The sequence below is a fragment of the Ramlibacter sp. genome (genome assembly GCF_041916345.1).
GTDB lineage: Bacteria > Pseudomonadota > Gammaproteobacteria > Burkholderiales > Burkholderiaceae_C > Ramlibacter.
In genome coordinates, this window is the sequence record NZ_JAYRZR010000005.1 from 101636 (window position 1) to 113030 (window position 11395).

At 67.7% G+C, this 11395-nt stretch carries 12 protein-coding genes and 1 tRNA gene; 6 read left to right on the forward strand and 7 right to left on the reverse strand.

What is annotated here, in order from left to right; translation table 11 throughout:
- Window positions 1-97: 97 nt before the first annotated feature.
- A complete protein-coding gene (locus ACE3T5_RS02880) occupies window positions 98-337 on the reverse strand; it encodes a hypothetical protein (protein ID WP_374664237.1) in 240 nt (79 codons plus the stop codon).
- Window positions 338-450: 113 nt separating this feature from the next.
- Window positions 451-537, reverse strand: a tRNA-Leu gene (locus ACE3T5_RS02885).
- 43 nt (window positions 538-580) lie between these two features.
- Here ACE3T5_RS02885 and cysM point away from each other — a divergent pair.
- Genes cysM through ACE3T5_RS02900 form a run of 3 tightly spaced genes read left to right on the forward strand, consistent with a single transcriptional unit; the run spans window position 581 to window position 2268 of the window.
- Complete coding sequence (cysM, locus tag ACE3T5_RS02890; RefSeq protein WP_374664239.1) at window positions 581-1495, forward strand: cysteine synthase CysM; 915 nt, start codon at window positions 581-583, stop codon at window positions 1493-1495.
- Window positions 1492-2022: an NUDIX domain-containing protein gene (locus ACE3T5_RS02895; protein ID WP_374664241.1), complete on the forward strand. Its 531-nt coding sequence runs from the start codon at window positions 1492-1494 to the stop codon at window positions 2020-2022. The genes cysM and ACE3T5_RS02895 overlap by 4 nt, the downstream gene beginning before the upstream one ends.
- 18 nt (window positions 2023-2040) lie before the next feature.
- Window positions 2041-2268, forward strand: coding sequence for a sulfurtransferase TusA family protein (locus tag ACE3T5_RS02900; protein ID WP_374664243.1), 228 nt, complete (start codon window positions 2041-2043; stop codon window positions 2266-2268).
- An 18-nt stretch (window positions 2269-2286) separates the two neighbouring features.
- On the opposite strand, the gene galU is transcribed toward ACE3T5_RS02900, so the two are convergent.
- Window positions 2287-3174: a UTP--glucose-1-phosphate uridylyltransferase GalU gene (gene galU, locus ACE3T5_RS02905; RefSeq protein ID WP_374664245.1), complete on the reverse strand. Its 888-nt coding sequence runs from the start codon at window positions 3172-3174 to the stop codon at window positions 2287-2289.
- A gap of 112 nt (window positions 3175-3286) precedes the next feature.
- Between galU and ACE3T5_RS02910 the strand changes: the two genes are divergently transcribed.
- Window positions 3287-4267, forward strand: coding sequence for an NAD(P)-dependent oxidoreductase (locus ACE3T5_RS02910; RefSeq protein WP_374664247.1), 981 nt, complete (start codon window positions 3287-3289; stop codon window positions 4265-4267).
- 40 nt (window positions 4268-4307) lie between these two features.
- Here the strand turns inward: ACE3T5_RS02910 and ACE3T5_RS02915 are convergent, their stop codons facing one another.
- From ACE3T5_RS02915 to ACE3T5_RS02930, 4 genes are read right to left on the reverse strand one after another with little or no spacing between them, the layout of a single operon-like run.
- Window positions 4308-7124, reverse strand: a complete 2817-nt coding sequence (locus ACE3T5_RS02915; RefSeq protein ID WP_374664250.1) for a valine--tRNA ligase — start codon at window positions 7122-7124, stop codon at window positions 4308-4310.
- 30 nt (window positions 7125-7154) lie between these two features.
- Complete coding sequence (locus ACE3T5_RS02920) at window positions 7155-7349, reverse strand: DUF2783 domain-containing protein (protein ID WP_374664252.1); 195 nt, start codon at window positions 7347-7349, stop codon at window positions 7155-7157.
- Entirely contained in the window at window positions 7346-9061 is a 1716-nt protein-coding gene (locus ACE3T5_RS02925; protein ID WP_374664254.1) for an FAD-dependent oxidoreductase, read from the reverse strand. Before ACE3T5_RS02925 ends, ACE3T5_RS02920 begins: the two co-directional genes overlap by 4 nt.
- Before the next feature lie 3 nt (window positions 9062-9064).
- Window positions 9065-9694, reverse strand: a complete 630-nt coding sequence (locus ACE3T5_RS02930) for a VOC family protein (protein ID WP_374664256.1) — start codon at window positions 9692-9694, stop codon at window positions 9065-9067.
- A 255-nt stretch (window positions 9695-9949) separates the two neighbouring features.
- Between ACE3T5_RS02930 and ACE3T5_RS02935 the strand changes: the two genes are divergently transcribed.
- Together ACE3T5_RS02935 and ACE3T5_RS02940 are read left to right on the forward strand one after the other, a co-directional pair.
- On the forward strand, window positions 9950-10372 hold the full coding sequence (locus tag ACE3T5_RS02935; RefSeq protein ID WP_374664258.1) for a rubrerythrin family protein: 423 nt from the start codon (window positions 9950-9952) through the stop codon (window positions 10370-10372).
- Between the two features lie 136 nt (window positions 10373-10508).
- Window positions 10509-11395 (forward strand): heterodisulfide reductase-related iron-sulfur binding cluster (locus tag ACE3T5_RS02940; protein ID WP_374664260.1); only part of this gene is annotated, 887 nt, incomplete at its 3' end.

Genomic DNA, 11395 nt, shown 5'->3' on the forward strand with positions numbered 1-11395 from the left:
CGCATCTTACCTGGGGACCCTTCGGCCGGCCCCGTATACCCCCGCGGCCGGCCCTGCAGGTGTTGTATGGTGCCTGCACCCGCGGCGCAGGACGCGCTCAGCTCTTGCCCTCGGCGCTGTCCTGGGAGACGGGGACGCGGAAGTTGCGTGCGGTGGTCATCATCCACTGGCGCTCCTCCACAGCCTGCTTCGGCGCCAGCACGCGGCTGCTGCAACGGTTGCAGTGATAGTGCCGCAGCGGCAGGAGCGCGCGCATCCAGAACGCGCGCGGAATCCGCTCGAGTCCATCGAAGCCGCATTCGCCGCACGGCTGTCGCCAGAAGATCTTCATGATCAAGCCCGCCCACCTGTTCGCCAGCCCGCACTGTAGGCGCAATGCGCACGGTCGAGAAGGGTCGACCCGTCCTGACGAGGGTCAAGTTGTGAACGCCTGAGGGATAGGAAAGGCGCTGGTGCCGGAGGCCGGAATCGAACCGGCACGATGTTGCCATCGGCAGATTTTGAGTCTGCTGCGTCTACCGATTTCGCCACTCCGGCGGCGTGAATGTGGGCAGCAAAAAATTATGGCACAGTGCGGCGCATGAGCCCGCTTCCGCCTTATCCGACCATCGAAGATGCCATTGGCCGCACACCCTTGGTCGCCCTGCAGCGCATTGGCGCGGCCGACCATGCGCGCCGTGGCACGGTGGTGCTGGGCAAGCTGGAGGGCAACAACCCGGCCGGGTCGGTGAAGGACAGGCCGGCGCTGTCCATGATCAAGCGCGCCGAGGAGCGCGGGGACATCAAGCCGGGCGACACGCTGATCGAGGCCACCTCCGGCAACACCGGCATCGCGCTGGCGATGGCGGCCGCCATCAAGGGCTACCGCATGGTGCTGATCATGCCGGAGGACCTGTCGATCGAGCGCGCCCAGACCATGAAGGCCTTCGGCGCGGAGCTGGTGCTCACCCCCAAGAGTGGCGGGATGGAGTACGCGCGCGACCTGGCCGAGAACATGCAGCGCGAGGGCAAGGGCCGGGTGCTGGACCAGTTCGCCAATGCCGACAACCCGCGCATCCACTACGAGACCACCGGCCCCGAACTGTGGGAGCAGACGGGCGGCCGCATCACGCACTTCGTGAGCGCGATGGGCACCACGGGCACGATCACCGGTGTGTCGCGGTACCTGAAGGAGAAGAACCCCGCCATCCGCATCATCGGCGCCCAGCCGAGCGAGGGCTCGCGGATCCCCGGCATCCGCAAGTGGCCGCAGGAGTACCTCCCCCGCATCTATGACCCGAGCACGGTCGACGATCTGGTCTACGTGAGCCAGGACGACGCCGAGGAGATGTGCCGCCGGCTCGCCAGAGAAGAGGGCATCTTCGGTGGCATCTCGGCGGCCGGCGCGTGCTGGGTGGCCCAGCAGGTGGCTGCGCAGGCCGAGAACGCCACCATCGTGTTCGTGGTCTGCGACCGCGGCGACCGCTACCTGTCGACCGGGGTGTTTCCGGCATGACCGTTGGGTACCGCTTCTGCCCGCAGTGCGCCACGCCGCTTCAAATGCTGGCGCAGCAGGAGGATGGTGGCGAGAAGAGCCGCCTGCGCTGCGCCGCGTGCAGCTGGACGCACTGGAACAACCCCACGCCCGTGCTGGCGGCGGTGATCCAGTACCAGGACAAGATCCTGCTGGCGCGCAATGCGGCCTGGCCGGGCAAGATGTACGCGCTCATCACCGGCTTCATGGAGGCGGGCGAGACGCCGCAGGACGGCATCCGGCGCGAGATCGCGGAAGAGACGAACCTGGAGACCGACGCCCTTCAGCTGATCGGCGTCTACGACTTCCAGCGCATGAACCAGGTGATCATTGCGTACCATGCCGTCTGCCGCGGCGAGGTGCGGCTCTCGGCGGAACTGGTGGACTACAGGCTCTATGGCTACGACGAGGTGCGGTGCTGGCCGGCTGGCACCGGCTATGCTCTGGCGGACTGGTTGCGCAGCCAGGGGCATGAGCCGCAGTTCGTGGAGTGGCCGCGGCGCAGCTAGCCGCGAGCAGGAGACAGCATGCAGATCGACAAGGAAATCGACACCCGAGGCCTGAACTGCCCCTTGCCCATCCTCAAGGCCAAGAAGGCGCTGACGGACATGGAAAGCGGCCAGTTGCTGAAAGTGGTCTCCACGGACGGGGGGTCCCTGCGCGACTTCCAGGCTTTCGCCAAGCAGACCGGCAACGAGCTGGTGGAGCAGAACTCGGCCAATGGCGAGTTCATCCACGTGCTGCGCCGGCGCTAGCCGCGCCGTGCCATCGGGTCAGTCGCGCAGGCCCTTCAGGTAATCCCGGAACGTCTGGCCTACCTCGGGGTGGTGCAAGGCGTATTCCACCGTTGCCTCCAGGAAGCCCTGCTTGCTGCCGCAGTCGTAGCGCTTGCCCTCGTAGAGGTAGGCATGCACGCCTTCCGAAGGGATCAGCTGGGCGATGCCATCGGTGAGCTGGATCTCGCCGCCGCTGCCGCGTGGCTGGTTGCGGATGCAGTCGAAGACCGCCGGCGTGAGGATGTAGCGGCCAGACACGCCCAGCCGCGAAGGGGCTTGCTCCGGCGCGGGCTTCTCCACCATCTGCTGCACCTTCACCAGCCGATCGCCTGCCGGCTCCCCGGCCACGATGCCGTACCGTCGCACGTGCGCGAGCGGCACCTCCTGCACGGCCAGCAGCGACGTCGGCGTCTCCTGGAACACGTCCACCATCTGCGACAGGATGCCCTTGCCGCCAGCGGGCCCGCGCATCAGGTCGTCGGCCAGCAGCACGGCAAACGGTTCATCGCCCACGATCGGTGCCGCACACAGCACGGCGTGTCCCAGGCCCAGCGAGCGCGGCTGGCGCACGTAGGAGAACGCCATGTCGTCCGGCGCGAGGGAGCGCACCAGCGCCAGCAGATCCATCTTGCCGGCGGCCTGCAGCTCGGACTCCAGTTCGTACGCGGTGTCGAAGTGGTCCTCGATGGCGCGCTTGCTGCGCCCCGTGACGAACACCATGTGGCGGATGCCGGCCTCGTAGGCCTCTTCCACCGCGTACTGGATCAGCGGCTTGTCGACGATGGGCAGCATCTCCTTGGGCTGGGCCTTGGTCGCCGGCAGGAAGCGCGTGCCGAGGCCTGCCACGGGAAAGACGGCTTTGTTAACTTTTGTGACTTTTTTCATGGGTCTGAAACGAACAGCTCGCGTAGAGTCTGCCCGATTCTGGCGGAGGCTTCGCTGACATCCCTCAGTCGAGCCTGTGTTTGTCGCATTCCAAGGACATCCCCTGGACATTTTGCTGCTTGAACGCCTGGTGCCCGAGGCCCAGGCCTGGCTGGAAGGCCGGCATGCCGTGGCGTGCCGGCCCGAGCTCGCGGCCGACCCCAGTGCCCTGCGCAAGGCCCTGTACAAGGCGCACGGCGTGGTGCTGCCGCGCAAGGTGGCCGTCACGCGCGAGATGCTCGATTTCGCGCCGCTGCTCAAGGCGGTGGCGCGCATGCACGTGGGCACCGACAACACCGATCTCGAGGCCTGTCGTGATCGCCGGGTGCGTGTCATCCAGGCCACCACGGCCAATGTGCGCTCGAACGCCGAGTACCTGCTGACGGCCTTGCTGATGCAGTTCCGCCGCGGCATCGGGGCCTCGCTGCTCGGCGAGCGCCATGCCGACATCCGCCTGGGGCGCGAACTCAATGGCAGCGTGATCGGCCTGCTGGGCCTCGGCCCCACGGCGCATGCACTGGCTCTCATCCTGCAGCCGCTGGGCGCCCGGCTGATCGGCTACGACCCCGCGGTCCACCATACCGCGCCCATCTGGGCCCGGTTGCAGGTGCAGCCGGTCGGCCTGGCGGACCTGATGGCGCAGGCCGATGCGGTCTCCGTGCAGGTGATGTATGCGTCGCGCTACAAGGCCTTCGTCAATGACAAGGTGCTGGCGCATTGCCGCAAGGGCCAGATCTGGGTGGGCACCAGCCGGTCGGACTTGTTCGATCCGGAGGCCCTGGCCCGTGCGCTGAAGGACGGCCGCATCGAATCCTGCCTGCTGGATGGGGCGGAATCCGGCTTCGCCTCGCGCGGCAGCCCGCTGCACGAGTGTGACAACCTGCATCTGACACCGCGCCTGGGTTCCCACACACGTGAGGCGAGGCTGCGTTCGAGCTGGTATGTGGCGCACCGGCTGCACGAGGCCTTGTCCGCGCCGGAGGGCACGACGGTGGACCGGCCGGCCAGCGGCATGATGCACCTGGAGGCCGAGCCGGCGTTCATCATCCGGTGAGGCGCATGCGCCCAGTCCGTCGGGGGCCGGGCACGGTGGTTCAACCCAGCCGCGCCAGCTGCGCCTGCAATTTCTCCAGCGTGGCGGTGAAGTCCGCGATGCGCTTGCGCTCCTGCTCGATCACGGCCGGCGGCGCCTTGGCGACGAAGGCTTCGTTGGCCAGCTTGCCCTGCGCCTTGGCCAGCTCGCCTTGAACCCGGGTCACCTCCTTGCCGATGCGCGCACGCTCCGCGGCGACATCGATCTCCATGTAGAGGCACAGGCGTGCATCACCCGCCACGGCCACTGGCGCGGCCTTGGCGGCGGCGGCCCAGGCCGCCTCGTCGTCGAACACCTTCACCTCGCTCAACCGCGCGAGCGCCTGCAGCACCGGCGCGGCGGAGCGGATGAAGGCCGCGTCGCCCACCACGTAGGCCGGCAGGCGCGTCGCGGGTGACACGTTCATCTCGCCGCGCAGGTTGCGGCAGGCGTCCACCACCGCCTTGAGGCGCGCCATCCAGGCTTCGGCTTCCGCATTCACGTTGGCGGGGTTGGACTCGGGGTAGGGCGCCACGCTGATCGTCTCGCCGGTCTTGCCGGCCACGGGCGCCACCTTCTGCCACAGTTCCTCGGTGATGAAGGGGATGACCGGGTGGGCCAGGCGCAGGATGGCCTCCAGCACGCGGATCAGCGTGCGGCGCGTGCCACGCTGCTGCGCGGCGTCGCCGGTCTGGATCTGCACCTTGGCGATCTCCACGTACCAGTCGCAGTATTCGTCCCACACGAACTGGTAGATCGCGGTGGCCACGTGGTCCAGCCGGTAGTCGGCGAAGCCGCGGGCGACATCGGCCTCGGCCTTCTGCAGCAGCGAGATGATCCAGCGGTCGGCCGGCGTGAGCGTGGCGCCTTCCTCGGCCAGGTCATGGCCCTCGCAGTTCATCAGCACGAAGCGCGAGGCGTTCCAGAGCTTGTTGCAGAAGTTGCGGTAGCCCTCGCAGCGCTTGCTGTCGAAGTTGATCGAGCGGCCGAGCGATGCGAGCGCGGCAAAGGTGAAGCGCAGGGCGTCGGCGCCGTAGGCGGGGATGCCCTCGGGGAACTCCTTCTGCGTGTTCTTGCGCACCTGGGGCGCTGTCTCGGGCTTGCGCAGGCCGGTGGTGCGCTTCTCCAGCAGCGGGGCGAGCTCGATGCCGTCGATCAGGTCCACCGGGTCCAGCACGTTGCCCTCGGACTTGCTCATCTTGTGGCCCTGCGCGTCGCGCACCAGGCCGTGGATGTAGACATGGCGGAAGGGCACCTGCCCGGTGAAGTGGGTCGTCATCATGATCATCCGGGCGACCCAGAAGAAGATGATGTCGTAGCCGGTCACCAGCACGGTGGAGGGCAGGTACAGGTCCAGGTCCTTCGTCTTCGCCGGCCAGCCGAGCGTGGAGAAGGGCACCAGCGCGGAGGAGTACCAGGTGTCCAGCACGTCGGGGTCGCGCGTGAGCGTCTTGCCTGGCGCCTGGGCCTGTGCCTCCGCCTCGCTGGCGGCCACGTAGACGTTGCCCTCGGTGTCGTACCAGGCCGGGATCTGGTGGCCCCACCAGAGCTGGCGCGAGATGCACCAGTCCTGGATGTTGTTCATCCACTGGTTGTAGGTGTTGACCCAGTTCTCGGGCACGAAGCGCACCGCGCCCGACTGCACCGCGTCGATGGCTTTCTGTGCGATGGACTTGCCGGTGGCGTCCTGCTCGCTCACCTTCGTCATGGCCACGAACCACTGGTCGGTGAGCATGGGCTCCACCACCTGGCCGGTGCGGGCGCAGCGCGGCACCATCAGGCGGTGCTTCTTCGTCTCCTCCAGCAGGCCCAGGGACTCAAGGTCTGCGACCACCTTCTTGCGGGCCACGAAGCGGTCGAGACCGCGGTAGGCCGACGGGGCCTGGTCGTTGATCGTGGCATCGAGGTTCAGCACGCCGATCATGGGCAGGCCATGGCGCTGGCCCACGGCGTAGTCATTGGCGTCATGCGCCGGCGTGACCTTGACCACGCCCGTGCCGAAGGCGCGGTCCACGTACTCGTCGGCGATCACCGGGATCTCGCGGTCGCACAGGGGCAGCTTGACCCGCTTGCCCACCAGGTGGCGGTAGCGCTCGTCTTCCGGGTGCACCATCACCGCGACGTCACCCAGCATCGTCTCGGGCCGGGTGGTCGCTACGGTCAGTTGGCCGCTGCCGTCGGCCAGCGGATAGCGGATGTGCCAGAGGAAGCCGTCCTCCTCCTCGCTTTCCACCTCCAGGTCGCTCACCGCGGTCTTCAGCTCGGGGTCCCAGTTCACCAGCCGCTTGCCGCGGTAGATGAGGCCCTGTCGATAGAGCTGCACGAAGGTCTCGGTCACGATGGTCGAGAGCCGCTCGTCCATGGTGAAGTACTCGTGCGACCAATCCACGCTGTCGCCCATGCGGCGCATCTGGGTGGTGATGGTGTTGCCCGACTTCTCCTTCCACTCCCACACCTTCTTCACGAAGGCGGGGCGCCCCAGGTCGTGCCGGCTCGTGCCCTGCTCCTGCAGCTGCCGCTCCACCACGATCTGGGTGGCGATGCCGGCGTGGTCGGTGCCCGGCACCCACAGCGTGTTGAACCCGCGCATCCGGTGGTAGCGGGTGAGGCTGTCCATGATCGTCTGGTTGAACGCATGGCCCATGTGCAGCGTGCCCGTCACGTTGGGCGGCGGCAGCTGGATGGCGAACGAGGGCGCGCCGTCGACCGGTACGCCGGTGCCGCGATGCCCCGCGCGCGCGTAGCCGCGCTGCTCCCACTGCGGGCCCCACTTCGCCTCGATGGCGGCGGGTTCGAATGACTTGGAAAGGCTGTCCAGCCCGGGTTGGTTCGTGCTCACCCGCGAATTTTAAGGGGCGGGGCGCCAGGCCTAGGCCGGCGCGACGCCCTCGCGCGCCGCCTGCACGCAGGCCTGCAGCACCTTCGCGTCGCCGACCTGATTGGCCAGCAGCAGGATCAGGCGCGCATTCAGCAGCTCCGACTGCACGGCGTCCAGGCCTTGGTGGGCATCGAGCAGCTGTTCGTAGAAGCCGTCCGCATCCTGCAGGTTCAGGGTGGTTTTCATGCGCGTTCCTCCTGCAGGCCCAGGGCCTGGCTGATCGCCTGCACCAGTGCGCCATCGACGCTTTCGCCCGTCGCGGCGACGTAACTGTCCGGTCGCACCAGCGCCCACGCGTGGCCGAACACGTGGCAGGCGCCCTGCAGGTGGCCCTGCGGGTCGCGCACGTGCTCGGTGGCGCCGGCCGGATCCGCGGGGCCCAGCACCTGCACGCAGCGCACCGCGCCGGAGGCGGACAGCGCGCGCAGACGCTGCAGGGCGGCGTGCGACGCAGTGCCGAACAACAGCACGAGCAGCCGGCCGTCGGCCCACCGCAGCAGGTCGTTCACCTGGCCCGTGCTGCCGTCGGCCCAGCGGAGGGCCACGTTCTGCACAGACAGGCCACCGGTGCCGGCGCACACCCGCGACTGGGTGTAGCTGTTGGCCACCGCCATGCGGCCGGTGTTGACGAACTGCCGCGCGAACAGGTGCTGGCGTGCCAGACTGATGGCGGCGTCGCGGAAGCGCTTCTCCATTGGCGAGCCGGGCCGCAGGAAGCGCGCCGTGCGATTGGTCACCAGCACGTTCTGGCGTGCGGCCTCATGGCGTTCCTCGTGGTACGACTCCAGCAGGTAGGCCGGCGCCCGGCCGCCCAGCACCGCCGCCAGTTTCCAGGCCAGGTTGTCGGCGTCGGCGATGCCGGTGTTGCCGCCACGGGCGCCGAAGGGGCTGACGACCTTGGCGGAATCGCCCATGAAGAACACGCGCCCATGACGCATGCGGTCAATGCACTCGCTGCGATAGGCGTAGGGGCCGACCCAGACGATCTCCACCTCCGTGTCGGCGCCGAACTGCCGCGCGAGCCGCTCGCGCACCACGTCCTCCCGGCTGACTTGCGCGGGGTCGGAATCGGGGGCCATCTGGTAGTCGATGCGCCAGACCTCGTCGCCCATCAGGTGCTGCCACACGGCGCGGTTCTCGTTGAACGGCGCCTCGATCCAGGTGTGCCGCTCCACTGGCGGTCGCTTCGTGAAACGCACGTCGGCGATGCACCAGCGGTCGTCGCCCTTCTTCGCCGTGACGGAAGCGCCCACCCAGGCGCGAAAGGGGCTGTGCGAGCCGGTGGCGTCGATCACGTGGTCGGCGCGCAGCTCGTAGTCGCCGGCGGGCGTGGTCACGGCGAGCGTTGCGCCATCTGCGTCCTGGCGGAAGCCGGTCACGCGGCTGCGCCAGCGCAGGTCCACGTGGCCCAGCGCCTGGATGCGCTCCACGAGGTAGCCCTCGATGTAGAACTGCTGGATGTTGATGAAGGGCGGCTGGCTGGAGAGGTTGTAGGCGCTCTGCTGGCGCAGGTCGAACGCGTACACCTCGTCGGCGCCGGCAAAGGTGCGCCCCACGCTCCACTGCACGCCCTTGGCGGCGATGCGGTCGTAGATGCCCAGGCGCTGGAAGATCTCCAGTGACTTCTGCGTGTAGCAGATGCCGCGCGAGGAGGCGCCCTTCACGCCCACCGTGTTGTCCTCGTCCAGCACCACCGCCGCCACGCCGTACTGCGCCAGCGCGCAGGCCAGGGTGAGGCCGGTGATGCCGGCGCCGACGATCACCACCGGGTAGTGGCCCGGCTGGCCCGAGATGAGCTCGGGCGGCGGCTGGAAGGGGTACTCGGGCAACTGGTAGCCGCTGCCCTGGGTGAACTCGTAGCCGTTGGTGTGGGCCGTGTCCGCGTAGGCCTGCGTCATGGCTCAGCCTTCCTGCGCGGGCTTCACGAACTCCGGCCGGTCATTGCGCTGCGGCTTCAGCGGTGCGGTGGCGGCGCCGGCGGCGCGTTCGCGGCGCCACTGTTCCTTGCGCGCGGTCCACTCGGCCAGGCGTGCATGCGCGGTGCGGCTTTCTTGCAGCATCTGGAACTCGTCGGCCAGCTGCGCGGTCAGCTCCAGCCGGATGCCGTTCGGGTCGAAGAAGTAGATGCTGTGGAAGATGTGGTGGTCGGTGATGCCCAGCACCTCGATGCCATGTGCCTCCAGCCGGGCCTTCATTGCCTCCAGCGCGGCGATGGAGTCGACCCGGAACGAGATGTGGTTCACCCACTTCGGCGTGTTGGGCGAGGGCAGCGCGGCTTCGTCATCGCCCAGGTCGAAGAAGGCGATGAACGAGCCGTCCTGCAGGCGGAAGAAGAAGTGCGTGTAGGGGCAGTACTCGCCCGTGCTCGGCACGTAGTCGCTCTGGATGATGTGGTAGAGCGGCAGCCCCAGGATGTCCTCGTAGAAGTGGCGCGTCTCTTCCGCGTCGCGCGCCCGGTAGGCGTAGTGGTGCAGCTGCTGGATGGGGGCGGGCGCGGGCAGCGGGCCCGGAGCGTGGAGGACGGCGGCCATGGACGTGTCGTGAACGGTTGGATCGTTTACTAATGCGTAACGCATTCACTATAACGTAATCCTTGATCCAGGCCAAACAGGCTGCACCAGGATATTGACAATCATGATCAATGGGATGCTGGTCATAGCCATTCTCCATGCTGCGCATTGATCGAGGCTATTAGACGAGGCTCTCCATCGGGGCTACCCTTGCGGCGTCTTCGGCAGCTTGCCGAGGCCAAACGCTTTGCTTCATCAACCACGAAGGAGAATTCCATGGCAGCTCTCAAAGGCTCCAAGACGGAAGAGAACCTGAAGGCCGCCTTTGCCGGCGAGTCCCAGGCCAACCGCCGCTACCTGTATTTCGCAAACAAGGCCGACGTGGAAGGCCAGAACGACGTGGCGGCGCTGTTCCGCTCCACCGCGGAAGGCGAGACGGGCCATGCGCACGGCCACCTGGAATGGCTGGAGCAGTGCGGCGACCCCGCCACCGGCCTGCCCATCGGCAGCACCCGCGACAACCTGAAGGCCGCCGTGGCCGGCGAGACGCACGAGTACACCGACATGTACCCGGGCATGGCCAAGACGGCGCGCGACGAGGGCTTCGACGAGATCGCCGACTGGTTCGAGACGCTGGCCAAGGCCGAGCGCTCCCACGCCAACCGCTACAGCAAGGCCCTGGCCGAGCTGGCTGACTGATCACGCTCCCCCCGAGCGTTGAGCGTTGGGCGTTCCGGGTGACCGGACGCCCATCCCTGAGTGCTCCGCCGCCCCGTCCGGCCTGCCGTGCCGGCGCGGGGCAGCCTCGTGAAGTACGTCCACGGAGACCCTGAACATGCCCCCCAGAGAAGGCAGCCTCGAAGCCCCCACCCGACACCCGATCGCCTGGAAGACGCCCGAGTTCTACGACGAGGCCGCGACCTTCAAGGAGATGGAGCGCATCTTCGACATCTGTCACGGCTGCCGCCGCTGCGTCAGCCTGTGCGGCTCGTTCCCCACGCTGTTTGACCTGGTGGACAACGGCAAGACGGGCGAGATGGATGGCGTGGCGCATCAGGACTACTGGAAGGTGGTCGACCAGTGCTACCTGTGCGACCTGTGCTACATGACCAAGTGCCCCTACGTGCCGCCGCACGAGTGGAACCTGGATTTCCCGCACACCATGCTGCGCGCCAAGGCCATCAAGTTCCGCAAGGGCGAGGTCACCGGGGGCGAGAAATTCCTCGCCTCCACCGACGTGCATGGCTCCTTCGCCGGCATCCCGATCGTGGTGCAGGTGGCCAACGCGGTCAACGCCACCAAGCCGGCGCGGGCGCTGATGGAAAGCGCGCTCGGCGTGGACCGCAATGCCTGGCTGCCCTCGCTGGCCACGCGCAAGTTCCGCAGCCAGGCGCCGAAGTCGGCCGAGCTGCCGGTGAAGGACGGCCAGCGCACGCCCGGCAAGGTGGCCATCTTCTCCACCTGCTACGTCAACTACAACGAGCCCGGCATCGGCATGGATCTGCTGAAGATCCTGCAGCACAACGACATCCCGTACGTGCTGGTCGAGAAGGAGAAGTGCTGCGGCATGCCCAAGCTGGAGCTGGGCGACCTGGAGTCGGTGGACGCCAGCAAGCAGGCCAACATCCCGGTGCTCGCGAAGTACGCCCAGGACGGCTTCGCCATCCTCTCGGCGGTGCCCAGCTGCACGCTGATGTTCAAGCAGGAGATCCCGCTCATGTA

Coding starts and splice junctions, on each gene's coding strand:
- ACE3T5_RS02895 (WP_374664241.1), top strand. CDS start 1,492: ATGACCGTTGGGTACCGCTTCTGCCCGCAGTGCGCCACGCCGCTTCAA.
- ACE3T5_RS02930 (WP_374664256.1), bottom strand. CDS start 9,694: ATGGCCGCCGTCCTCCACGCTCCGGGCCCGCTGCCCGCGCCCGCCCCC.
- ACE3T5_RS02925 (WP_374664254.1), bottom strand. CDS start 9,061: ATGACGCAGGCCTACGCGGACACGGCCCACACCAACGGCTACGAGTTC.
- ACE3T5_RS02935 (WP_374664258.1), top strand. CDS start 9,950: ATGGCAGCTCTCAAAGGCTCCAAGACGGAAGAGAACCTGAAGGCCGCC.
- cysM (WP_374664239.1), top strand. CDS start 581: ATGAGCCCGCTTCCGCCTTATCCGACCATCGAAGATGCCATTGGCCGC.
- ACE3T5_RS02920 (WP_374664252.1), bottom strand. CDS start 7,349: ATGAAAACCACCCTGAACCTGCAGGATGCGGACGGCTTCTACGAACAG.
- ACE3T5_RS02900 (WP_374664243.1), top strand. CDS start 2,041: ATGCAGATCGACAAGGAAATCGACACCCGAGGCCTGAACTGCCCCTTG.
- galU (WP_374664245.1), bottom strand. CDS start 3,174: ATGAAAAAAGTCACAAAAGTTAACAAAGCCGTCTTTCCCGTGGCAGGC.